This window comes from Tetragenococcus muriaticus DSM 15685, from assembly GCF_000423785.1.
GTDB classification, from domain to species: Bacteria; Bacillota; Bacilli; order Lactobacillales; family Enterococcaceae; genus Tetragenococcus; species Tetragenococcus muriaticus.
In genome coordinates this window covers 1-24,242 of the sequence record NZ_AUIQ01000029.1, presented here as the reverse complement: position 1 = coordinate 24,242, position 24,242 = coordinate 1, and the positions used below count along the sequence as shown (strand labels likewise).

Sequence of the window (24,242 nt, the reverse complement as noted above, 5' to 3'; positions counted from 1 at the left end):
TATCAAGCCTTGATTTGTCATACCACCATTGTGTTCACGCGCTACATCTTATTAAGTTGGCAACAACGCTGTGCCAATGACGAGCGGACCTTAGGCGGCTTATTTTATGAACTTGCTGACCAAATAAAAGAACTTGACTGGTCGGTGGCTTTATTAGAACTAATGGACATTTTGCAAGCAGTCAGTGAAAAAGCGAGTCATAAACTACAAGACTTCATTGAAAGTCAACTGCAGCTCTGGATCGATACGCTGCCCAATTATATCAAGGCTTATCTACCGAATTTGGTGTGTGAAACTTGAGTTCCTAATATAAATTGCATCGCTTGTGTCCATTCACGAAAATAAAGAACGCCAACTAAAGTAGTCCCTAAAAGCTGAGTTCCAGTTGAAATTGGCATTGCACGTGAAACACCAATAATATGAAAACTTTTAATTTGGTTAATTTGTCCAAATGACCAAAAAATTCCACATAATAAAGAAGCGATAATTAAATTAGCGTTCCACTCAGCAGGCTGATGAAAAAGCAATACTCCAACCGAAAATAGAAGTGTCCCCATAGACATCCCCATTTGTTGATTCGTTGCTTTACCGCCAATTTTTTGCATAACGAGTGGCTGAAGGCCCCACATCAATGCGGGCACTAGACCTAATAAAATATTTCCCATAAAATCACCTTTTTGTTTTTTATTTCACAAATTTTATTATAATAAAAAGTACTATTCATTATTTAAAATTCGTGTTTCTATTTATATTATAAAAGGTAGATTTTAAAAAGTATTTTCTTATCTTGTGAAACTAATGACTTACAAATGCTGAAAACAATCCATTACTTAAATACATATGGTTTATACTTTTAAAATCTTGCGTTCAATGCTTCACATATTGTTTTCGATATTCTTTAGGACTTAATGATACGATTTTTTTAAATATGGTCGAAAAATAAGCTGAACTGTTAAAATCTACACTATTGGCAATCTCCGTTACTGAAAGATTAGTAGTAATTAACAATGTTTGAGCTTCCCCAATTCTACGTCGTTGTAAATACTCAATAGGCGAATAACCATAAATGTCTTTGAATTTATGAGCGAAGTAAAAAGGATTAATTTGCCATTGTTTATTGTTTTCCAAATTTTTTATTTTAAATTCTTCAGTATAATTTTTATCCATATATAATTTAATATTTTGCACAATAGCCAACTTTTCACTATTTTCTGACTTATCGTTTCCTGGCAGTAAAATGTTTGTTTTTATTAAAATTAATAAAGTTTCAAAAAGCTGTTGTACAATCATCGCATAATTTGATTTTCTCTGTTCTAAAATAAAGTAACAAGTTTCAAAAAGATTAACTATCGAAGGAAATAATTCACCTGTTTTAAAAACAGGTGAGCTTTGTTCAGGGACTAATTCTCCTGCCTGAAGCCCTTTTTCATTGATTCCTCTTAAACCAATGCAATACAAAGAAACGGCTTCATTTCTAAAAAATTCCTCATGTATAACGCCACTATTATATACAACTAGGTCTCCTTTTTGAACGGGAACTTGTTCTTCATCAATAAAAATGTTGCCTTGTCCCCCGGTGATTAAAATCAATTTCACAATCTCGGAATGAGAGTGTAACGTGCGTGGATGATTACGGTCCTTTTTATCAACCTTACTAATATAGATCATGTGTGGTGTCTGTTTGTCAAAACTTTGTGTAAAAAACTTTGGTTGAAACAACTGCTGCATGACAATTACCGCCTTTTTAGTTTTAGAAAAATCAAAAGTTTCTCATGATATATTATCCATTATAACAATTTCATCTCATGATAAGGTACATTTTTACTTCTTCTAAAGAAAATAAGTCTGTTTCTATGTAGAAACAGACCTATTTATATATATTTACGGTTAACTAAACTACAACAATAAGTTGAATTCATTCAAAATATGTTCGTCTTAATAGCTTTTTCTACCAAACAGCTACTTTATTGGTTTAACGTTTCAAAATTCAAAGCCGCCCCAATTAAGTTCGCATCATTTTTGTATTGACAAGCATGAATCTTAGGCATAATTGTCTCAATCCCCTTTTTAGCTAAATAATTATATAGCTGTTTACGCAATTCATCGATAAATTCATCTCGGCCGGAAATACCACCACCAATAATAATCATCTCTGGATCTAAAGATACTTGAATATTATATAAACTTTCTGCCAAGTAATTATACATTTTTGAAATCGATCGTATCGCATTATCATTTCCCGCTTTTTTTAAATCGAAAAGTTGAACGCCATCTACGTTTTGATTAGATTTTTCAAAGAAAGTCGGAAAGCTGAAATTTATTTCACTGTACTTCCAAAAATTGACTTACTTTATGAGAACATTCGCGCCTTCGCTATGCTAATATAAACAAAAATATGGAAAGGAAGAGTGAAATGAAGAAAACAGAAAAAGAAAAGAGAAAGTTATTTGAAGAAAAACAAGGAAATCCCTTTGACGATGATATAAGTCGTCAACTCAAGGACAAACTGGAAAGTTATCCTGATATGGACAGATACGTGATGTTTTTAGCTGTAATGAAAGTACTGATTGAATATGTAGACAATGGTAACTGGGCTGAAAAAGCACCTGGTTTCGTTAAAAAATATTACTTTCCACGAAATGAAATAGAAGAAGTACGGCAAGTTTTTGCGTTTCGTCAGTCTTATCAAGACTACTGTGAACTAACTCGCGATTATTATTTGTTGACAGAAAGTACAGGTAAAAAAATATTTCAACAAATGTTGGACTGGTTTCCTTATGAAAAAGAGAAGTCCATAATTGCTACTTGGCCAACTTCCTTTGTAGTAAGTTTGTTTCGTCCTATTGAGTTGGAAAATAAAATCTATTTCGAAGATATTCGAACGAAAGAAAAATACAAAACAGCGTTCCTTGACGACGCATTTATTAATAAAATTAAAACATTTCGTGCCCCCTTCTTTTCATTGTTAGTCCCGTCAAATAAAGGATACGTAACTGATATTATTTTAGAGTGTGAAAACTTCGATCTTATATATCCAGCTGAAACAAAAAATCTTACCAAAAAAGACTGGGGGGAATATGCGTTTCGTTGGTACCGAACAAATTTATTAAAGTCATTCCAATAAGAAAGCGTTTCGTTATAAAGTGTATAAATTATAATAATTTCCACAAAAAGCTCGTGAAAAAAGTTTTCACGAGTTTCTGTTCCTTTTTATATAAAAAACGCCTCTGCCAATTTCTTATAAAATTCAATAGCTTGATAAAAATCTTCTAGCGCTATGTTCTCATTACTCTGATGCTCAGTATGGTTTCCGGGGCCCATTTGCACGATACTAAAATCCCCTTCAGCATGTAAAAATTCAGAAGCGTCACTAGCTCCCGATTTCCCGCCTACTTTAACTGGGGCTGAATATATTTGTGCATGTACACTTTTAATTAATCGAACTAGACTTGAATCAGAATCACCTGAAACAGCTTCTTCTGGAAAGATGTATTGAATGTTTAAGTCATATCCAGATTTCTGATTTAATTGATCAATTAATCGATCTAGTGCATCAAACACTACCTGATTGGGATAAGCTGGAATAGTACGTATGTTGCCTTTCATTTTTGCTTTTGAAGGAACACTATTAATTTGTTCACCGCCATGAAAAACGCTCTGAACATGTGTCAGTTTTCCTAAAACTGGATCCACTTTATCAAATTTTGCCATAAGGGACCGTACTTCGTTGGCAAAATCAATTAAATGATCAATGGCATTAACTCCTTCATCAGGTTTCGAACTATGTGCGCCTTTGCCTGAAGCTGTCACAGTATAATCAATCACACCCTTAGCTGAGATGCCGATTTCTTGCATTTCATCGCAAGGTTCGGCGATGATTAATCCAGCCAGTCCGTCAGCATATCCTTCTCTTGTCAATTGAGCCGCTCCGTATTCACCTGTTTCTTCGCCCACTGTTGCGAGCAATCTTATCTTACCGGGGATGTTATCTGCCTCAAGAAACTCAAGCATCATAATCACTAAGGCGGCCAATCCACCTTTCATGTCAGTCGCTCCACGTCCATATAATTTACCATCTCTGATTTCGGCTTTATAAGGATCACTATCCCATGCGCTTAGATCCCCTGCATCTACCACATCTTCATGTCCGGAAAAGCCCAAAATTTTAGATCCTTTACCAATAGTAACTACCAGATTAATTCTACCCGGAGTATAAGGAATTTGCTGGATCTCGATATCCTCTCGGTCTTTATAAGGTGCAAATAAAGAAGCAATATAGTCAGCTACCTCTGCCTCTTTATCATTGACTGAATCGATAGCAATCAAATTTGATAAAATTTCAATTTGTTTTTCTTTTTTCATTTTACGCACCTTTCTGATTATTCAAATTGTCCCTCGAAATGAAAAAAACTTACATACATAAACTATCATATTATAATGAATAAGTTTACAAAAAAATTAAAATCCAAGAAAGATTGTTAATGAATACAAGTCTTCTTGGCTTTTTAAGACTCAAATTGAGAAAAAATGGAAAGTATAGTTTACAACTTTATCGTAAAAAAACAAATTTTCGATTGCCAAATCAATTACTATAAGGTGCGTTTAATTATACTTTATTAAAAGCTCGCTTTTATAATCGTGGCTATGTTAGTCGACAAAGATCTTAAATTTTCTTCTCCATTTTCTAAAGCTGCTTCCAAAGAAGTCAGCCGTGGAATGATACTAAAGACAGCCATCACTCCCTCTTCATAAATCGTTTCGTACCCCTTATTTAAAGAACCCGTCAAAGCGATGGTGGGAATACCATGTTTTTTTCCAACTCGGGAGACGGCTACAGGTGTTTTTCCAAAACGGGTTTGATGGTTAATGCCCCCTTCACCAGTTATCAAAAGATCGGTGTCTTTTACCGAATCTTCTAGTTTTAATATTTCAACTAATAATTCTCCTCCTCTTTGAAGATCAGCATTCAAAAATCCCAACAAACCAGCACCTAATCCACCTGCTGCTCCAGCTCCTGATGGCGAATCAATATTTCTTCCCAATTGTTTTTGTACAATAGACGCAAAATGTTTTAAATTTTGATCTAATTGTTCAAGAATTTCGGGCGTTCCACCTTTTTGAGGCCCATAAATATAGGAGGCGCCATTTGGACCTGTTAGCGGATTATCAACATCACAAGCGACTTTGAAAGAAACTTCTTGAATACGTGGATGCATTTGTGAGATATCAATCGATGCTAATTTTTTTATCCCCTCTCCAGTTGGTGTAATGGGGTTGTTATTTTTATCTAACAGTTTTCCTCCTAGACTCATAATCATTCCCGCGCCCCCGTCGTTAGTCGCACTTCCACCAATACCTAAAAGAATCTCTTCGACACCTTCATCCAAGGCTGATCGTATTAATTTACCAAAGCCATAAGTCGATGTTTTCAAAGGGTTACGTTTATCAACAGCTACCTTATCTAATCCGGAAGAAGCAGCCATTTCAATAACCGCTAATTTTTGATCTCCTGATAGGCCATATTGTGCTTCCAATGATTCTCCTAGAGGACCCTTGACAGTCACTGCTTTAAAACTGCCGCCTGTTGCGTCAATAATCGATTGCACAGTGCCTTCTCCTCCATCGGCCATTGGAATCTTTACGTATTCTTCCGCTGGCATTACCATTTTAAATCCCTCTTCAATAGCTGTTGCTGCTTCAAGAGATGTCATACTTTCTTTAAATGAATCTGGTGCAATCACAATTTTCATAACTTCCCTCTTTCTTACTCTAAAAAATTAACTCACGACGCCAAACATAATGACTGAAACAGCGGTAATCACTAGACCAACTAAAGTTTCATAAGGCACAACCTTTAACCGAGCTTTAAAACTCATTTGAACACTTCCTCCTGTAGCATGATAAAAACTACCATGAGGCATATGATCCAATACTGTTGCTCCTGCATGAATCATAGCAGCTCCAGCGATACCTGAGATACCAGATTCCAGCAGCGTAGTATTAAATACCTGTCCAGCTACGATAGCACCTGAAGTTGTGGAAGCTGTGGCAGCCGACATCATAGTCCCTGCTAATGGCGCTAAAAGATAAACAGGTAAGCCCAAATCAGAAATAAAACGAATCAGCACATCGCCTAAAGTCGAATTCGTTATCACGCCAGCAATTAGACCGGTACCAATTAATAAAACAGCAACATTGGACATTTTACTTAATCCAAATGTGGCTTGGTCGATGATTCCTTGAAATTGCCCCATAAGAATTGACCCAGCTATTCCTCCCAACGGTAGAGCAACCATAGGATCAATTTCAATACCAAATGTCGGTCTGAGGGAAAGTAAAACGACAGCGACAAGCGGTGCAGAAAGAGCTGCTTTAAAACTTGGTAATTTTGTCTCAGGACTTTCTTTATGTTCGATGTCTGTTAGCGCCACTTTAGCATCTTTTTTCGTTAAACTTAAATGTTTCGCTAAAAAATAAGTAAAAAATAAAGCGACTATACCTGGTAACACGCCAGCAAGCATAACAGATGTCAAAGGAGTGGCAAAAGCATCGGATAAAGCTATTGTATTAGGGTTGGGCGACATAATATTTCCCGCTTTTCCGCCACCAACCATAGCCAACAAAATAGCCGTTTTGCTGATATTGGCATTTTTAGCAATAACTAATGCAATAGGCGCAACCGTAACAACAGCAATATCCACAAACACACCAACTGCAGTCAAAATCAACGTTGCCAAGGCTAAGGCAAAGAGTGCTCTTGTTTCACCAATTTTATGAATAATTGTTCGAGCAATGGATTCTGCACCACCAGTTTTGATTAGAACTCCTGCTAAAATACCAGCAGCTAAAATTCTTAGTATAGCTGTTATCATATCTTGTGCTCCACTAATCATTAATTCAATTGTTTCTTCTAATGATGCTCCTCCAATCATTCCTCCTGCTAGCGCTCCTACAAAAAGTCCATACACTGGTGGCGCTTTCATAAAAATTAAAACAATAGAAATAAGCAATCCAATTATAGCACCTAAAGCACTGACTTGTATGTCCATATTCTCCCCTTCCAAAATTTTATGATAAATATGTAACGTGAGCTAAAAGTTTAATGAGTGATATTTCATATAAGTGTAACCACACAAAATTAGGTTAAGTCTTACAATCAGTTACTCCCATCTTTGATTATTATATACGATTGTGAATTAAAACGCAAATTTAAAATCGTTTTGCGACTATTCCTTTCTTTGCTTTATATAGCACAAAACTCCTAGTCCAGCCAATATTGTTCCACCAATAATGGTCCACACTATCGTATTTGAATTTGACAAAGGAGATTCTCTCTGTTCTTCATCCAAATTGGACGATTCATATAAAAGATAATTTTCCCTTGTTTCTTTAAATTCTTCTAGTTCAGGCTGCCATTTCTCTACAATGTTCTCTACTTCTTCTCCATTTTTTAAATCTTCTTCAATATAAGACTTTCCTGTTAGTTGAGCTAGCCATTCATCATCACGCCATTCAATATTATCAGAATAGTTATCATTTATGACTTTGATCATAGACAGTCCAGTATAAACTGGATCATAATTATCTGTATTGGTAACATATACTTCGACCCCTTCTGCAAGTTCTTCTTCCACTTTTTGTCCAGGAGCTGGCGTAAATGCTGCTGGTCTGAATTTAACTCCTGGTAAGTTTAATTCATTCAAGTCTTTTGCATACTGCGTACTATCTATAAATTCAGCACCAATCAATTGGAATGGCTTTGCGGTACCCCTGCCTTCAGAAATATTTTCAAAAGTTTCAAAATAGCCAGTAACAGGATAAACGTCAACACTTTCTGTGGTGGGCATATTCGGTGATGGCATAACAAACGGTAATTCTAATTCAGAGTATTTTTTACTACGATCGTAATTTTTCATCTGTACGACTGAAAGATCTGCTTCTAGATCGAACTCTTCATTAAAGTATTCTGCGATTTCACCAAAGGTCATCCCATGAATCATCGCTAAATCCATCAAGCCTACAAAAGAAGCGTAATCATCTTCCACTTAAACGGGGCCTTCTACTCGATCTCCTCCAAGGGGATTAGGACGATCTAAAATCACAACTTCTTTATCATTTTCGGCTGCTGCCTCGATGACGTTATACATCGTCCAGACATAAGTATAATAAGTTACACCGGCATCCTGAATATCGAATACTAACGTATCAACATCTTCTAACATTTCATCGCTAGGTTTTTGTGTTTCACCATATAAACTATATACAGGCAATTCTGTTTCTGGATCAGTATAAAATTCTATATATTCACCAGCTTCTTCATTTCCTCGCACGCCGTGTTCGGGACCATATAAAGCCGTCAAATCAATGTCAGGATCGCTAAAAAGAAGGTCTACATCACTTTCTAAGTTTTGATTGACTCCTGTAGGATTTGTTACTAAACCTACTCTTTTATCTTCCAACAAATTTTTTTGCTCATCAAGTAAAACCTCAATGCCAAATTGAAATTCCTCATTTTCATCAGTTGACGCAATTTTCTCCATACCAAATATGGATAAAAATAAAAATACAGTGGCTAAAAACAAAGTTTTCTTTCTTATTTTAAACATGATTTTCACCCCTTTTTCTTATTTATAAAGCGCTTTCTTAACAAAAAGATAACATAAAAGAAATGTTGTTACAAGTGAATATATTAATAAGCGTTTATTTGAAATAAAGTTTCAAATGCTATATAGCTAGACAAGGTGAATATTCTATCTAAAAGTGACTTTATTGAATAAGCATATACTTCACGTAAAAACTATACTTACATGATTTTCTTTTTGTTGTATACTAAACAAGTATTCATAAAATCAGGTGGACACACCTGGACTGGTTCGGAAACTTCCCAGAATAAAAAACCAAGAACTTCACAAGGAGGTAGGAAAATGAATACAAAGAAAAATATCATCATTGATTGTGATCCTGGAATAGACGATAGTTTAGCACTACTTCTAGCTTTACAATCAGAAGAATTTAACGTTGTCGGCATCACTATTGTTAGTGGTAATGCACCAGCAACTATTGGCGCGCAAAATGCGTTAAAAGTTTTGCGTCTAGTTGATCGTTTGGACATTCCAGTATATATAGGCGCTGAAGAACCACTAAAAGTACCTTTTGAAAGTGCTCAAGATACTCATGGCGAAGATGGCTTAGGTAATAGTCGAATTCCCTTTGTCACTTCTGTTCAACCAAAGGCAAATGCTATTTCATTTATAAAAAATACATTGAAACAAAATCCTAATACCACTGTATTAGCTTTAGGTCCTCTCACAAACATCGCATTAGCTTTAAAAGAAGACCCAAATTGTTTTGCAGAAATCTCACGTTTTATTATAATGGGAGGTAGTTACCGTTCTCATGGCAATTGTTCACCAGTTGCTGAGTATAATTTTTGGTGCGATCCCGATGCCGCAAAATTTGTTTTTAGTCAAAATTTACCTGTTTCAATTGAAATGGTTGGATTGGACGTAACGCGCAAAATCGTCTTAACACCAACAATTCTCGAGTATATGAAACACACCGATGAACAAATTTATCAATTTATTCAACAAATTACCCAATTTTATTTTGATTATCACTGGGAACATGAAACAGTTCTCGGTTGTGTGATTAACGATCCTTTGACTATTGCTTATGCACTTGCTCCCACACTTGCCAAAGGCTTTAATAGTCATGTAGAAATCGCAACAACTGGTATAAGTCGTGGGCAATCGATTGTGGATGATCATAACTTTTGGCAACTACCGAATAATAGTTATATTTTAACGGATGTAGATCAAACAGCTTTTTGGCATTTATTTTTGTCACGCGTATGTAAAGCAGAAGGATCACAGCTGTCTCAAGTTCTACCTCAATTATTGGAGGTAAGATCATGAGAAAAATTAATACTCGTTCCATCGTACTGATGGCGATCTGTATCGTTTTAAATATCGTTTGTAGTAATTTTATATTAATGTTAAGAGTGCCTATTTATTTAGATGCTGTTGGAACCATTCTTGCTGCCAGTCTTTTAGGTCCTGTTTCTGGAATAATAGTCGGAGGTACAACTGGCGTCCTTATGGGCGTAACCACTGATATCTTCTCCTTATTTTTCATGCCCGTTCAATTAATCACTGGTGCCGTTGCAGGCGTTTTATACAAACGAATGCAAGGAAACCAATTAAAAAACAGTTGGTGGTTCGCTTTAGCCATTTCCTTACCTGGAACCATCCTTTCAACAATTATCACAGTCATCCTTTTTAACGGAATTACTTCTGCTGGGTCCAGTATTATCGTGCAGCTACTTTACGGTGCGGGAATGAGTCAATCACTTGCAGTATTTTTAGTCCAGGTTGCAACAGATTACTTAGATAAGCTGTTAACCATTATTTTTGTACTATTCGCGACTCGTCTATTAGGAAAAAAATGGGCAATTTCTCGTTAGAAAAGTTTGATCTAGTATAATTAGCAACGGGTTTATTTTTCAAGAAAGAAGGTATTCTATGAAATCATCACAATCCTTACGAAACAAATTGGAAGCTATTCGTTTAGAAGAAAACTATGAACAGGAAATTTTAAATACTGCCATTAAACAACTTGATAATGGAGAAAATGAATTTACTATTTTAAAAGAAATAAAAGCTAAATTTAGGCAGTTAGCCCTTAATAAAAAATTATCGCAAAAAGGAGTTTCTTTATATACTGAGTTACAGAAACCTAATATAGACGTTGATACTGCGTTATCTTCAATCACCTGGTTTCAATAAAAAAACGCGAGAAAGGTTGTATTTACTAACAAGCTTTCTCGCGTTTTAAAATTTCGGCTCTATAATTTCCAAAGAATGGAAACTCATTCATTTACTTGCCCCAACCGTATTTTCCAAATTCTTGTCGCATCTCTTCTTCAGAAACAGTACGGCCAGTTTCAGAATCGGCAAAACTTTCTTCAATTATTTGACGATCATGCTCTTGAGCTAATTGTTGTGTATCCGTAATATAGTAATTATCCTTCTTTATATAATCCAATATATTGCCCTTCCTACACACAAGTGTATACAAATATTCACTATGAAGTTTGAAGTCTATATTTATCTCCGCGTCTTTATCTAAATCTGCAAATCTAGAGAATTTTTTTATGAGGAAAGCATTCATCATATAATAACGTTATAATTTTTCTATAATTGTTCAACTTCTTCACCTTCGTTGATATTTATTTGTTCTTATTTATAAATTTAAATTATCATTTTTTAACCTATATACAAGATGGTTTTATCATAGTAAATTCTCAGTCTTCTTCACTTTCCCTAGGTTCCAATACTATAGTTTCTATATCATCATCTGATTCATCTTCACTAGGCGTAAATGTAATATTATCATCTTCCTCAGAGACTTCAAATGTGTTACTTTCGTCCTCATTTTCTGTATCTTGTAGTGTAATCTGATCTCCGTCTAACGTATATTCTAATTTAAAGTCCATTTCACTAGCTAGCTCTTTAGCAAAATCTTCGCCCATTTGTTCCCACTCATCAGTTGCAGTTGATTCCATACTATCTACATCAACGTTTATTGTCATTACGTGATCAGAAAAAGAAGCAATCATATTAGGTACATCTTCCTCTTCTGGTTCAATCGTCCAATCATTAGTCTTCAAATCATCTTCTGAAACATTTGAGCTACACCCAGCTAAAACTGCTAAAGATAGTATGCCCAACATTAACCCTTTAGTAAACTTTTTCATTGTAAATACCCATCCTTTACTAAATTATTCCCTTTAAAGCTAATAATAAAGCTCATCTAACACTTTTAACATTCGTTCATTTTGTTGTATAGACGTACTTATTTTGGTTTTAAATTTATTCATGCTTTTTGTTGAAATTAATCGAACGAGCTCTTTATATTTATTTAAATCAGAAAAAGTAAGTTCTGATAAAATGCAAAAAATATTTTCAGATTGTTTAGACTCAGCAAAATCAAGTTGATAAAAGTGCAATTCAGCACTATACGTACCATCTTCTTCATCTGTAATTTCTGATTTTACAACTTTAATAAGAAAAGGCTCATTTACTAAGCGATTAACAATTTTTCTTGTTGATTGTAATGATTGAAATAAACGATACCCCTGTTTTGTTTTCTCCTCGTAAAAGTACATAGACTCCTCCTTAAATTTACATTATTGTTTACTTTTTAACTCCTTTTAACCATATGCGTTGATACTAATCAAACGGATTATCAATGATAAATTTAATCCGTTTTGAAAAACCCGCATCTTGATTTTCCATAATTAAATAATAGGTTTCTTCTACTGTATATTTTCGATTTACAAACTCAAAGTCAAACTTACTAAAGCGTCTATTAGCGTTTGTATCTTTTGAATTAGCCACATAATTCACTTCATTAGAAATTCGTTCTCCTTGTTCATCCTCAAAGTATAAGCGATATGATACACTCGCATAATTCTCATCTACAGCTTGTTTTTGATAAAACTCAAGCGACGTAGATAAACCGATAATATGATAATTGTTCGTCGTTAGTTCCACGGAGATAGGTTCTTTAGCACTGCTTCCTTTTGCGGCAGTAATTTCTAACACTGGGATAAGCATTTCTTGGATGGAAGCTCCACCATGAATATAATTTTGCCCCCCACCTGCTTTTTTGAAAATACTCGAAGTGATAGGTACACAAATGTTTCTTGGATCATCATTATTTAATATTTTTCCAAGAGAATAGCTTTTCGTACCCATTTCAGTATAGTCATTTTTACTGAGAATAAAGCGACGCTCTACTCGATCTTCTTTATTCGCAGAAGGATTTTCAATTTTATCAGCTTCAGCTATTTTACTGCGCCGATAAATAAAACCATGATCAGCAGTAACAACAAATCTGTAAACACTACCAGCGTTATGCATACGTTGGATAAATTTAAAAATCTCCTTGATAGCTTTTTCACAGGCATCAAATACTGCTTTTTCATTAGCATGATCTCCATTTTTATCCACCTGATCATGATAAATATAAATGACACCTTTACCACTCATAAGATTTCTCAATTCTTTTCTATTCATAGCAACTATATCTTCAAAATTCACTGCTAAGCTTTGCGCATTCTTATTTTGCAGAACCTCATTACGGTTAACTAGCCCATTTGTTTTCTGACCATCTGCTAAAACCTGAGCTCCATCTTCATAAGTTAGCTCCTTATGAGGTAATAAAGCAGCTTTGCCAAATTCTGTCACAGAAGGTAATACAGAAAGACAGCTTTTTATTTCGCTGTTAAATTTTTTTTCTTTATCTAGTTGACGCTGTAAATTTTTAGCTAATTCAAAACGAAAAGCATCTGAAATGATTACCACCGTTCTGACAGACTTATTCACAACTGATTGATCATAAAAATTACGAATGGAAGGATAGTTACCCATAGTTAAAGATTCGTTCCAAATTTTACCAACTTGATCTAAAAATCGAGTATAATTCATTTCCACTAAACTTAGTACATTATCATAAGCTTGTTTTTCTTGCACTCGATCGCTATTCCAAACTACTTTACGATAATGAGTATCAACCCAGTATAATTCTTGTTCATATCGCTGTAGTAGTTCTTTAGTTGTACCGAATACCTTCAATGCTTCTTCATTCACTAAGTAAAATGCATGTTTTAATAACTGATAATCATATTTGTAATCGTGCCCAAAGTGCAGTTTTTCCCTCTTATCAATACTTTCTACAATCGTTTTACCCGCAACTTTAGTTGTTGTATCTCCTGCTGCAAGACATTCTGCATAAAAATGTAATATCCGTTGATGAATAGAGGAAAACACATCTACTTCCATCAAATCATCTATTTTTACTGAATCAATTAGTTTTTCACCATCGATTGAATGGTAAACTTTTTCTGACAAACGATCAAAAGCTGCCATATAGCGTGTATCATTCATAAATTGATCTATAAATATCACAATATTATTGCGTAAATAAATGACCTGATAAAACTTAAGTTTTTCAGGCATTTCTCGATCAACTTGCTCATAAAAATAGTTCAAAAACAAGCAATTTGCCAGTTTTTCTAATGTAGGTTGAATATCTTTATAACCAAATTGTTGCTCTATAAGCTGCCAAAATTTTACATCCAATTGATACTTAGCTAATTCTGCTAGAGGATTTTTATCGTCATCTGCATAACGTTGAAGAACAACGCGGAGCAAATCGTTTAAACGTCTGCTTGAAGATTTTAACAATACTGCCATAATAGTTTGTTCAATTTCCACGGAATCAGAAAAAGGCGTTGAAAAATAAGAAAAACGTTCTACACGATTTTTAGAATTAAAAAAAGTTTTGTATTGTTCCACTACTTTATAAAAACGTTGTGGAATATTTAATTCGCTCATTAAAATCGCTAACCTATCCGCATTGAATTCTTCTGAATATTTTAAGATACTCAATAGATGATTATTTTCGTCTGTATCTTCCCAACGTGCAAAGGGGGCATAAACCAAATAATTTGATACTGGGTTAATATATTCTAATTCTCGTTTTGCTTTAAACTGTGCTCTTTCATCTAAATGATAAACCTTAGCATTTTCAATGTTTAAATGGTCGATATCCTCGATAAAGTCTTGATTTTCATCAAACCAAAAAACAATCTTTCGCGGTCCATAATCAGAAAAATGCTGATTTAATTTATCTTCGATTTGTTCTAAGTTGATGTTTGACATGATTTCACCTGTATCATCTTTTTCTTTATACTTATGTTTATACTTATCATGATAAGTATAATTTTACTATAATAAGGATGCTATGTAAAAAAGAAGCCAGGTCACTCTGACTTCCTTAAATACTACTTTTTAGGTTCCTTGACACCTTTGGCTAAAATTGAATATTTTTTGCCATCATCCGGGGCTCGTTGTAATTTATCGTAATTAACAACTACGCCATCATCCAAATCTAATTCAATCCGCTGCAAAGCTAAGTGACTTAATTTTTCATCATATTCCCGAATTTCTTTTAATTGTTTTTGAACTTTGGCAATTTCTTTTTGCATCGAATTAATTTCTTTTTGATTTTCACTTGCTTGTATCTGTTGTGTTCTTAATTCAATACGATTGTTGTAAGCTTTCTGTAGTTCATGCAGATAGTCCGTTCGAACTTTCCCCAACTGATCTGGTGTGTACCGATGTAAATAAATCAATGCTTTAAACCCATCTTGTTTACCCGAGTCTAATTGCCAATAAATCGGTCGTTTTTGGTAGGTTTTTAAATGATCCTTATAAAAATCTTTGACAAAATACCGACGAAGAATTTCACGACTTGTACCTTTACCGCCTAAAGTATCTGCAATAAACTGTAAGTTTTCTTCTAAAGTATCTCTGCCAAAAGTTGTTTCCACAAAGTCGATGAAACGATTAACGATGTCCATTGAACTGTCTCGGAAATATTCGTTGTCTGTAATTAACAATACATTGTCTGTATTAGGTTTAAATTTGTGGTAACGATCAGCATTCCAAGTACCACCAGCATAAATTAGTCCTTCTTCATCGAGAGAATAACGACCGAACATACATCCCACAGCATATGATATAAAGCTTATTATCTCTCTCAATAGACTTCCTTTATTTACAGTTACTTCCCTATCTTCAATTTCCGGAGTAATATCTTCAGTTAAATTGTATAACTTAATAAAAACTAGATTTAATTTTTCCTCAGTATTTTTTAGTTTTTGGAAACGCCTTTCCGCCACTTTGGTCCACGAGTTGAAAGCTTCCTTTAATGTACCTTTTTTCTTGAATAATAGGAAGGGATGAGTCGAAAAATTCCAAGAACTTTCAAAAGCGTTCCAGTCGGATATAGAGAGATTAACACAGGCTTCAACAAGTTCCTCAACTGCTTCTTTAGAAAAATATGGGTCAGGTAATACCGACACATACCCAGGTGGTGAATTTAATGTAGGATTAACTAGTCCCATAATTTGTGAAGCAACTTTTGAATTTAAAAAACCCAATAGGTAATTACTCGCTGGAAAAATTGCAGGTGCTGAACTATCAAAAATTGCTCCATGGTATTTTCTAACACTAATTTTTCCAGAAGTTATTTTCGACCAAGAAAGCATCTCTTTAAAATAGAAGTTTTTTCCATCATGCCGAAATCCTGGCAATTTCTCCATTTCTTCTATAGTTTTCTTAGTGTAATTAACAACAAACTCATTATTCCCATACCACCGCCTAAAATTTCCTCCTTTAGAAATGGGAAAAAAATCAATTCTAAATTTTGAAAAATTTATTTCATGCCAGTATTTCAAATATTTTTCATTATTACCAGTAGAAATTCCTGCTAAAACATGATAGTTATTTTTAATTTGACTAGTAAATACATTTGTTATGTTATCATTAGCCCAATAAGCAATTGTCATTCCTGGAATTTTTTTAAAATTTGACTGATCTACATTATAATGATAGTCACAGTTTTCAAAATTATTTATAGCTTCTAAGGTCTTTAAGCGTTGTACTTCCATTCCTCCAGTAAAATCTGAAAGTCTAATATAGTTCCCAATATAGTCCTGCGAATTTTTGATAGTGAACGTACAAATTGGGACTGTCGCTTCTTCAAAAGCTGAATATTCCATTTGAATTAAACTAGAAATTGTCCGTTCTTCAATCAAAAAAGAGCGTAATTTTTCATAGCTAGAAATAAACATCCAAACATATGGGGACATGAAGGAAGCATAACCGTCTTTAACCAGCATTTGGCTATTCATTTGAATGAACACAGAAAATAAATCTTTTTTTACATCTCTATAACGATCCATTACATATGCTTTCAAAAATTTATCCATCTTATTCAAATAAGGGGGATTAGTTACCACCGCTGTATACTTATCAATCATCATTTCAGCAATATCTAATATTTCTAATAAACTTTCTTGTACATTCTTAAGCCCATAAAGTTCATCCATTGTATTATAATCATTAAATATCGAAAGATATTCACGAATCTCTTGCAGGTATTCCTTGGTAATCTGATTATTGTTTTGGTTTGTTAGCTTAATAATAGAACCTAACTCCTTCGCATTAATAAAATGTTCGAATACATTTCGCTTATATTCCTCAAATTTATCATTTTGACCATTATTTAATGTTATGATTCTATCTCTATATTCATCAGTAATTTCAGGTAAATCAATGAATTTTCTAATGTTAGGCTGAACTTTTTTTCTTAAAAATGAACGGTCGTATTGCCTACCTTTCATCATAATAGCAAAATATGCAATTTGATAGGCGCGTTTATCAATTTCTAACCCATATAAGTTATTCTCAATAATTAAACGAGCAGCATCTCGTTGCGAATAACCTACGGAAGAGTATATAGTAATTAGAACATCAAAGGCATAAACTAAAATATGTCCTGAACCCATTGCATTATCCATAATTTTTAATTCTTTAGGCTGTAAGTCACTTTTAATACTTGTTTTTTTGTCATTGAATTTATCCGATATTAAATAAGTCAATTCTGAACGTACCTCACTATCAGGATAATGATCTAACCAGTATTTTCCTAATGAATTATCAACCATGTATCGCACAACCCAATCCGTAGTAAATAGCTGGGTTGCTGCTGGAATATCTTTCTTTTTAACAGTACTCTTATAAATATTAACAACTTCATTATGTGGCTCACTATTATAATACTGATATAGCCAACCAATAATTTCAATTTGTCCCCCTTGAGATACATCAAAGTCCTTTTCCGGTATGGTCAATAATTCGCGAATCACACCATCCTCTTTAATATAAGAAGCCGTAAATAATAGTTCAGTGTAATCTTCAATTGGCTCAAATAATTCTGGTAAATAGTCATTCAATTGGTTACAGATTTTTATGAATACCAACTGGTAGAGCTGATCCATCGCTTCAGATGATCCGTCATTTTTCCATTGTCGCACTTGTTCTTTCTCGTTTACAGTCATTTCTTCATAAAGATCTGTTTCATAAATATCCGTAATTATATCAGGTTCTTTTTTTGCGACTGACTCACTAGATAGTACACGATACACATCTGGTAAATAATCATTAACTTCCATAAAACGAATGGCAATCAATCTGTTAAACCAAGTATAAGCAACTTCATCAATTAAACTTTGGAAGGCCTCTTGATAAGTTGAATTTGTTTCACGTCGATATAATTCATTAACAAGTTGTTTTCTTTGCGTAATCTCTTTTCCTTGGATACGCGTTCCTGCTACTTCTTGTAAGTTTTTATCAATTTGAGAAACATTTTTGATATGTTCGTTATTTATCCCTAGCAGACTCGCTTTCCTCGTAACTTCGTTGATTAGTTTTCTACGAGCATTAACTGCAAAACTTTTAATCGCTTTTCTGTCCACAAATTTCCCTACCTCTCAATTCTCTTATAAAAGAGCAGACAATCTTCTGTCTGCTCTTTTATTAAAAATTAAAATCTAAAATAATATTTTCATCTAATTGTTCTTTAAGCTTTTGATTTAATTCCCTCGTTAACGCATCCACATCGTCTATACTGTCTATTGATCTAGAGTGAACATTTAATGAACGTAATGAAACTGTCTTGTGTATTGGTGTAATAGCTTGTATTGAATCATGTGTTTGTGAAGAATTTTTAATTTCTTCATAATCTTCGGCAACCTCATTCTTTTTTTGTCGTTTCCGTAATGCTTCTTCCTGTCGTCTACGATTCGCTTCGTTATCAAATAAGGATCTAAATTTTTCAAATTGTTGTTTTACTTGATTATCCAGAATAACTAATGTATCCACTTTATCGGCTGTTTCAATTTTTTCTTTTAATTGTTGAAAAGCTTCATTTACTTTTGGTACAAATTGCTCTTCGAAAGGTTTATTTGCTAATAAAGATAATACAGCTTGCCTTTCGTCTTCCCACTTAACAAGTATAACTTCTGCTTGTTCTTCTAACAATTCTGAATAACTATTCCTAAATTGTTCATTTAATTCATTTAAGCGACTCATATCAGAATAAGGATTTGCTTTTTTTAGAATAGTTTTTATCTCCGCAATAATATTGCGGACATCATCATTTAAGATTTCACTTTGACTACTTTCGATAAGATAAACGTTATCTTGAGCTTTTTCCCAAAACTCTTTTTGTTTACTCCCAGGTTTATGGAAATTCTGTACTTGCTCATAAATTTCTGCCCAATCAAATAATTCCTCTCGGTATTTTTTCACGGTATTAAAGAACTCTTCGATATCTTTCGTATTATTTATAGCTTCTAAATATCTTTTATACGTTTCATACTCATGAGCACTTGGATACGTATAGTTAGAATCCTTAAAATCTTCTTTTAACTCTTGCAACTGTTGCACAACTCTTTTGTTGAAATCTTGCATAGTTTTTTCATTATTATTATCATCCACAATCGCTGTGTGATGGAACAGTTCTCGAGCAACCTGATCAACTGTTTTTTTCAATTTATTTGAAATCACTATACTAGGTTCGACCTTGATCTTCTCACTTTCGCGACGCTTTTGGATAATTGTTCGATTTTTATCAGGACTATCCATACGTGAGAGGTTTACATTATTATACAATAAATCGATCTCGCCAGTAATAAATAATATTGCAATACACCATTCAACATCTAATTCGTTAAATCCATAAGGCTGCTTCGTTTCGAAACGATCCCGTATTGTTTTCATAGTAATTGTCAAATGGTTTTGCTTCTGCTCAGTCACAAAACGAAAAATTTCATCTATAGCTAATTGATTTGAAGTATCTTCAATCATCTCTTGCTGATCTGTATCACGGAGAGCTGCTAGAATGTCTCCATCATCTTTAGGAGAATCAATTTGCCCTAACTTATGATAAACTTCGTCTGCCATTTTCTGCAATGCGTTTTGTAATTTTTGCTTGAAATCAGCTCCGCTTATTTTAATTTCTTCACCATTATAGAAAAATTTAGCATTCTTCAATAAAACACTTAATTGTTCGTCTAGATCACTACTTAACTCCTGTGATTCAGCTGATTTTTCTGAACGAATTCTTTCGAAATTTTTTACTACACTACTATAATTTGTAGTTAGGTAACGATTCATCTGAATGTAAGTTGATAGATCCGTTTTAAATTCACTATCATTGGGTAACTCAATAAGTAATAAGTTACGTGAACTCTTTATTGCAAGCTCCGCATCTTGACCAGATAAATCAGAATACGGAGAAATAATTTGTACCGTCATATCAGCGTTAGTTACCTGTTTATGGGGACGCTGATCCAGAACAGGTGCGTAGGTAAAGATATAGCGATTCTTAAACTTCGTACCACCAGACATTCCTTTTTTATCATAGGCAAAACTATTTGAATCCAATACACCGTCGAATATTCGTTTAGACAATTCTACGACTAAATCAGTATTACTAACTTCTTGATGTTTAATTTCTTGAGTAATTTCCTGTTCTTCATTCGTTTGAAAAATATAACTATCTAGATTCTTACGTACAAAGTTTTGTTCAATCAGAATTTCTAGAGCACTTTCCACCCGTTTTTTTGTAGCAACACGATCTTCATCGACGTTACGAATCATTAAACTTGTAATATTCTCAACGTTAGGTTTAATAGCATTATCTACGTATTTAATCATAAAAAGCACACGTAAAACATCGACATTAAACTCATCGGTATCCATTGGAGTAATAACGTTACTATTATTGGTCGCTTGTACAATCACCCGACTAATTTCAGTATCCAGCCATTTTTCCATGGACGCATAAAACTGATCTAACGATACAATAGACGTGGTATCATTTTCCTTGTTCCGTTCTGCGGCTTCTTTGAACATCGCAAGCAATGAACGTTCGCCCGAAGATAAATTAGACCCTTCATAACTATGTTGCCGAATTTCAGTCAAAATTTGACCTAATAAGTTAAATTGATAAGGGACAAATGGGTAAACTTCTGCATAATCATTTCCACTTTCAAAAAGCTTTAACTCCGGACTATCAACAAATAATAATTTATTCGTCAGCTCTGTTTCAATCGATTCGTACTCAACTTCTAAAGAATCGCTCGCAAACTTCTTTTTCTTTAAAATGCGTTCTTTAATCACCTCATCAGCATTAGCAGAAGATAGACTAACGGTTGTGGCAAAACGATCTTTGATTTTTGAAAAATCATGGTTCGAATAACCTTCAAAATGAGACACATGATCAATCGCTTCTTGGCTAGTAACAATTACCCAAGCTTTACCTTCACAATATCTGCCTAAATCTTCAACTACTGTTTGCAATTGCAAAGTAAGATCACGATTACCGCCAATATATTGCCCTACTTCATCAACTAAAAAGGCAATATGGTAATCACCATTTTGTCTATCGATGTGTTCTTTCACTAACTTAGCAAAGGATTCAATACTAATAGAATATGTACCAGACGCTTTTTCTAAAAAGTTATCTGCTGCTGCATCACTCATCAGATCAATTTTTAGGATTGCCTCTTTAATGTCATCTTGAATCCAATCAAACTCATGTCGTTCCTCCTTCCATTCCATTTTAGTGATCTCTTTAAAAGCTATTTTAAAGTCATCATATTTTTTTTCTCGAATTAAGTAACGTTCAAAATCAGCCAAATAAGGAATTGTACTCAAACCTAATTTTTCATTAAATACTTTCAAAAAGACATTAACAATGCCACTTTTATCTTTTTTTCCTCCCGCATCACTTTTTGAATCAATATTAAACAAAATGACATCACTATTTACTTGTGTACATTTTTCAATAGTATCTAATGTAGAGGGATCTTTTATTTTTTGATCTTCTTTAAAGTAATCAATTGCTTTTTCACCATTAACTTCTTGATTCGCCAATAAATAAGAAATAATTTTAAGAAAATGTGATTTACCAGAACCAAAAAAGCCTTGAATCCAGATCCCCATCTTATCAGTTGGTTGGTTAATACTTTGTTTATAAGCTTCAAAGATCATTTTAAAGTGTTTTTGTAGCTCTTTTGTTACTACGTATTCTTCTAGCTCTTGCTGAACGTTTTCCTCTTTAGTTTGTCCAACTTTAATAACGCCTTCGATGTTTCTATCAATTGGTTTTTCAAAAATATCTTTAATTAACATTACATCATCTGCTTTCTTTAAATTCTAAACGCACGATAATAATTATCATCTTTATTTGTATTAAGTATTGTTAAACTTAATTTATCATACTCACCAGGATACATCATAACCACTGGAACACGATCAAACACTTGATGCATTTTATTTAAAATAGAATGCGCACGCACTAAAGGATACATTTCTCCAATACCTGTTAGAAGCACTACGGCTTTTTCGGGTGTATGATTATTAACATATTCGAAGAAAAAGTTACTTTCTTCTGCTTGATCCATTTTTAACAATCGACCAATACTTTCAATTAACTTCTGCATACCACGCTTTTCTTCCATCTTAATCGCTTTTTCGGTAAACCCTCGTTTATCCAAATACTCTAACATTAATTGATATAGATTAAACACTTTCACTTCATAATTTGTTTTTTCACCAACATAGCTACCGTTTAAATTTTTAACATAATCACGAATTCGTAATTCATCCTTAGGATCATAATCGAATATGTAATAACCAACTTCATTTCCTAAACCATGATTTGATAAAAAGTCTTCTTCCTCCATCGTTTGGCTCAGTTTTTCTATATGCTCTTTTAATGGCATTATCACGATAAATCTCCCCCTAAACCAATGATGATATCTTTTCGATTGTGATCAATCAGCCATTGAACAAGCCGCCTATCTAATAATTTAGGAGTTATTTCATCGAAATTATTATTGTCTACAATCAAACCTGCCTCAATTAGATAAGTATGATAAATCGACATCAATCTTTTCAACGTGTATTCTCTCCATTGCCCCATTTTTTCAGAAACTTTTTGTTTTTCAGTAAAGAAAGATCGATAATCAATTGGTAATAAATATTTATCTCTATTTCTAATTTTTTCAGCATAAACTTCTTTCATAAAATCAATAAAAAGATCGTCTAGCATCAGAACTGAAATCAGATTAAGAATCTTTTGATTATCAGTGTCTAGCTTATTGAAAAGCTCGATACCTGGTTGGTCAAGTGCGTTAACTCTTCTTTTAACACCTTGAAAGATTTCCTTTTGCCGGTTACTACTTGGAGCAAGAAAAATATTTTCCTGTTGATTTTTAGCTTTAATTTCTAAATCAGTATTCCCTTCGAGCCTCAGCTGAATATAAAGCTTAAATTCTGGGAACCAAAAACGTCTAGATACTAAACCAGCTGAGTAATTTCGTGACAATTCATTTCCTCCTCCCTTGTAATAAAATATTACCATTTATTGTAGCAGATAGGTCTAAAATTTAGAACAATACATAACGATATATGTATAACATTTAGCATAACGCCAAAATAATTTATAAAATTTTTTCAATTTTTCATTTCTTATTATAATTCTTTACCTAACTTCTCCAACAGGAACTTACTTTCTTCTTCAACTGTAACTGTACCCGAATAAAAAGATATATCTAAATTATAACTGTTCTTTTTGGTTTATTCAAAATATACTAAGTATAAGTATAAAAAGTTTATTGTCTTTATCTCATTATAAAACTATGATATAAATTCAATAATCTCTGAAAATACTTCCATAACACCTTAGTTTAATCTTTTACCATTTTAATAGTGCTGATAAAAAAACAGTAATAATTGGGATGATTATTGAAGCTTTCTCAAAATCTTTTAACTTCGAATATGCTTTTCCTAAATCCTTAATCAACGGAACTAACCATTTCAAAATCAAAAAAGTTGCTGGAAGAAACAAAACACTTGCAATATAAGAAAAATAATAAGAGACATTTAACCAAATAACAAATACCAATATGTACATTGCTATTCCTAGATAAGCTTCAATTGTTACTAGTTTTTTATTTATATGTGAGTCAAAAAAACGTAAGTCAAAATCGAACCATAATAAGGAAGAGCCTATTAGAAAGAAGAAAAGGGCAAAAAGGCTTGAAAGATTTTCACCCCTTAACTCAATAGCCCATTCTGCAAAACGGTGTTGGTACCTATCAGTAGCAATAAGGTAAACAGAGGTTAAAAGACAACTTAGTCCGAGATGTGCTAAATTCTTTGTTATATAATGCCTCCTGATTATAGCTAATTTGTTAATTTACCAACATTTATTCGATCTATTTGTTAAAATAGATGCAAGGCTTTTTACAGTAAGGC

19 protein-coding genes, 2 pseudogenes and 1 riboswitch are annotated in these 24,242 nt (G+C 33.5%); of the genes and pseudogenes, 5 read left to right on the top strand and 16 right to left on the bottom strand.

Translation table 11 applies throughout. The annotated features are described in order from the left end of the window. A pseudogene (locus tag G577_RS12165) lies at positions 1–300 on the top strand (IS4-like element ISTeha3 family transposase); the annotation flags it as partial. Here G577_RS12165 and G577_RS11130 read toward each other — a convergent pair. The 3 genes from G577_RS11130 to G577_RS11125 all read right to left on the bottom strand — a co-directional run bounded on the left by G577_RS11130 (position 270) and on the right by G577_RS11125 (position 2,321). Next, entirely contained in the window at positions 270–665 is a 396-nt protein-coding gene (locus G577_RS11130; RefSeq protein WP_231556768.1) for a GRP family sugar transporter, read from the bottom strand. The pseudogene G577_RS12165 and the gene G577_RS11130 overlap by 31 nt on opposite strands. Before the next feature lie 202 nt (positions 666–867). Beyond that, the gene (locus tag G577_RS0106020; RefSeq protein ID WP_280453517.1) at positions 868–1,668 is read right to left on the bottom strand and encodes an AraC family transcriptional regulator; all 801 of its coding nucleotides are present in this window, start codon (positions 1,666–1,668) and stop codon (positions 868–870) included. 296 nt (positions 1,669–1,964) lie between these two features. Next, positions 1,965–2,321, bottom strand: a complete 357-nt coding sequence (locus G577_RS11125) for an ROK family protein (protein ID WP_081675733.1) — start codon at positions 2,319–2,321, stop codon at positions 1,965–1,967. Positions 2,322–2,413: 92 nt separating this feature from the next. On the opposite strand from G577_RS11125, the gene G577_RS0106010 reads away from it, so the two are divergent. Continuing rightward, on the top strand, positions 2,414–3,124 hold the full coding sequence (locus G577_RS0106010; protein WP_028790435.1) for a hypothetical protein: 711 nt from the start codon (positions 2,414–2,416) through the stop codon (positions 3,122–3,124). A gap of 86 nt (positions 3,125–3,210) precedes the next feature. Here G577_RS0106010 and G577_RS0106005 read toward each other — a convergent pair whose 3' ends face one another. The 5 genes and pseudogenes from G577_RS0106005 to G577_RS12635 form a co-directional block, all read right to left on the bottom strand. Continuing rightward, positions 3,211–4,362 carry an ArgE/DapE family deacylase gene (locus tag G577_RS0106005; RefSeq protein ID WP_028790434.1) on the bottom strand — a complete coding sequence of 384 codons (1,152 nt, stop codon included), beginning with the start codon at positions 4,360–4,362 and terminating at the stop codon, positions 3,211–3,213. 254 nt (positions 4,363–4,616) lie between these two features. After that, positions 4,617–5,750, bottom strand: coding sequence for a glycerate kinase (locus G577_RS0106000; RefSeq protein ID WP_028790433.1), 1,134 nt, complete (start codon positions 5,748–5,750; stop codon positions 4,617–4,619). A gap of 27 nt (positions 5,751–5,777) precedes the next feature. After that, on the bottom strand, positions 5,778–7,049 hold the full coding sequence (locus G577_RS0105995) for a GntP family permease (protein WP_028790432.1): 1,272 nt from the start codon (positions 7,047–7,049) through the stop codon (positions 5,778–5,780). 177 nt (positions 7,050–7,226) lie between these two features. Beyond that, a complete protein-coding gene (locus tag G577_RS12640) occupies positions 7,227–7,847 on the bottom strand; it encodes a DUF1343 domain-containing protein (protein ID WP_342341850.1) in 621 nt (206 codons plus the stop codon). After that, positions 7,848–8,540, bottom strand: a pseudogene (locus G577_RS12635) (exo-beta-N-acetylmuramidase NamZ family protein); the annotation flags it as partial. A gap of 322 nt (positions 8,541–8,862) precedes the next feature. Continuing rightward, positions 8,863–8,907, top strand: a riboswitch (PreQ1 riboswitch). A gap of 17 nt (positions 8,908–8,924) precedes the next feature. On the opposite strand from G577_RS12635, the gene G577_RS0105985 reads away from it, so the two are divergent. From G577_RS0105985 to G577_RS0105975, 3 genes are read left to right on the top strand one after another with little or no spacing between them, the layout of a single operon-like run. After that, positions 8,925–9,914 carry a nucleoside hydrolase gene (locus tag G577_RS0105985; protein ID WP_028790431.1) on the top strand — a complete coding sequence of 330 codons (990 nt, stop codon included), beginning with the start codon at positions 8,925–8,927 and terminating at the stop codon, positions 9,912–9,914. Then, positions 9,911–10,462: an ECF transporter S component gene (locus G577_RS0105980; protein WP_028790430.1), complete on the top strand. Its 552-nt coding sequence runs from the start codon at positions 9,911–9,913 to the stop codon at positions 10,460–10,462. The genes G577_RS0105985 and G577_RS0105980 overlap by 4 nt, the downstream gene beginning before the upstream one ends. A 58-nt stretch (positions 10,463–10,520) precedes the next feature. Beyond that, entirely contained in the window at positions 10,521–10,784 is a 264-nt protein-coding gene (locus tag G577_RS0105975) for a hypothetical protein (protein ID WP_028790429.1), read from the top strand. A gap of 91 nt (positions 10,785–10,875) precedes the next feature. Here the strand turns inward: G577_RS0105975 and G577_RS12270 are convergent, their stop codons facing one another. The 8 genes from G577_RS12270 to G577_RS0105935 form a co-directional block, all read right to left on the bottom strand. After that, a complete protein-coding gene (locus G577_RS12270) occupies positions 10,876–11,076 on the bottom strand; it encodes a hypothetical protein (protein ID WP_081675734.1) in 201 nt (66 codons plus the stop codon). 226 nt (positions 11,077–11,302) lie between these two features. After that, entirely contained in the window at positions 11,303–11,755 is a 453-nt protein-coding gene (locus G577_RS0105965) for a hypothetical protein (protein WP_028790427.1), read from the bottom strand. 39 nt (positions 11,756–11,794) lie between these two features. Beyond that, positions 11,795–12,166 carry a hypothetical protein gene (locus G577_RS0105960; protein ID WP_028790426.1) on the bottom strand — a complete coding sequence of 124 codons (372 nt, stop codon included), beginning with the start codon at positions 12,164–12,166 and terminating at the stop codon, positions 11,795–11,797. A 64-nt stretch (positions 12,167–12,230) separates the two neighbouring features. After that, entirely contained in the window at positions 12,231–14,726 is a 2,496-nt protein-coding gene (gene pglZ / locus G577_RS0105955; RefSeq protein WP_028790425.1) for a BREX-1 system phosphatase PglZ type A, read from the bottom strand. A 122-nt stretch (positions 14,727–14,848) separates the two neighbouring features. Further along, positions 14,849–18,388 carry a BREX-1 system adenine-specific DNA-methyltransferase PglX gene (pglX, locus tag G577_RS0105950; protein ID WP_028790424.1) on the bottom strand — a complete coding sequence of 1,180 codons (3,540 nt, stop codon included), beginning with the start codon at positions 18,386–18,388 and terminating at the stop codon, positions 14,849–14,851. 61 nt (positions 18,389–18,449) lie between these two features. Continuing rightward, on the bottom strand, positions 18,450–22,112 hold the full coding sequence (gene brxC, locus G577_RS0105945) for a BREX system P-loop protein BrxC (RefSeq protein ID WP_028790423.1): 3,663 nt from the start codon (positions 22,110–22,112) through the stop codon (positions 18,450–18,452). A 17-nt stretch (positions 22,113–22,129) separates the two neighbouring features. Then, the gene (locus G577_RS0105940) at positions 22,130–22,705 is read right to left on the bottom strand and encodes a DUF1788 domain-containing protein (protein WP_038027648.1); all 576 of its coding nucleotides are present in this window, start codon (positions 22,703–22,705) and stop codon (positions 22,130–22,132) included. Between the two features lie 2 nt (positions 22,706–22,707). Further along, positions 22,708–23,310 (bottom strand): DUF1819 family protein, encoded by a 603-nt coding sequence (locus tag G577_RS0105935; RefSeq protein ID WP_028790421.1) that lies wholly within the window; start codon positions 23,308–23,310, stop codon positions 22,708–22,710. Positions 23,311–24,242 lie beyond the last annotated feature (932 nt).

Coding starts and splice junctions, on each gene's coding strand:
- G577_RS11130 (WP_231556768.1), bottom strand. CDS start 665: ATGGGAAATATTTTATTAGGTCTAGTGCCCGCATTGATGTGGGGCCTT.
- G577_RS0106020 (WP_280453517.1), bottom strand. CDS start 1,668: ATGATCTATATTAGTAAGGTTGATAAAAAGGACCGTAATCATCCACGC.
- G577_RS0106010 (WP_028790435.1), top strand. CDS start 2,414: ATGAAGAAAACAGAAAAAGAAAAGAGAAAGTTATTTGAAGAAAAACAA.
- G577_RS0106005 (WP_028790434.1), bottom strand. CDS start 4,362: ATGAAAAAAGAAAAACAAATTGAAATTTTATCAAATTTGATTGCTATC.
- G577_RS0106000 (WP_028790433.1), bottom strand. CDS start 5,750: ATGAAAATTGTGATTGCACCAGATTCATTTAAAGAAAGTATGACATCT.
- G577_RS0105995 (WP_028790432.1), bottom strand. CDS start 7,049: ATGGACATACAAGTCAGTGCTTTAGGTGCTATAATTGGATTGCTTATT.
- G577_RS12640 (WP_342341850.1), bottom strand. CDS start 7,847: ATGCCCACCACAGAAAGTGTTGACGTTTATCCTGTTACTGGCTATTTT.
- G577_RS0105985 (WP_028790431.1), top strand. CDS start 8,925: ATGAATACAAAGAAAAATATCATCATTGATTGTGATCCTGGAATAGAC.
- G577_RS0105980 (WP_028790430.1), top strand. CDS start 9,911: ATGAGAAAAATTAATACTCGTTCCATCGTACTGATGGCGATCTGTATC.
- G577_RS0105975 (WP_028790429.1), top strand. CDS start 10,521: ATGAAATCATCACAATCCTTACGAAACAAATTGGAAGCTATTCGTTTA.
- G577_RS0105965 (WP_028790427.1), bottom strand. CDS start 11,755: ATGAAAAAGTTTACTAAAGGGTTAATGTTGGGCATACTATCTTTAGCA.
- G577_RS0105960 (WP_028790426.1), bottom strand. CDS start 12,166: ATGTACTTTTACGAGGAGAAAACAAAACAGGGGTATCGTTTATTTCAA.
- pglZ (WP_028790425.1), bottom strand. CDS start 14,726: ATGTCAAACATCAACTTAGAACAAATCGAAGATAAATTAAATCAGCAT.
- brxC (WP_028790423.1), bottom strand. CDS start 22,112: ATGTTAATTAAAGATATTTTTGAAAAACCAATTGATAGAAACATCGAA.
- G577_RS0105940 (WP_038027648.1), bottom strand. CDS start 22,705: ATGCCATTAAAAGAGCATATAGAAAAACTGAGCCAAACGATGGAGGAA.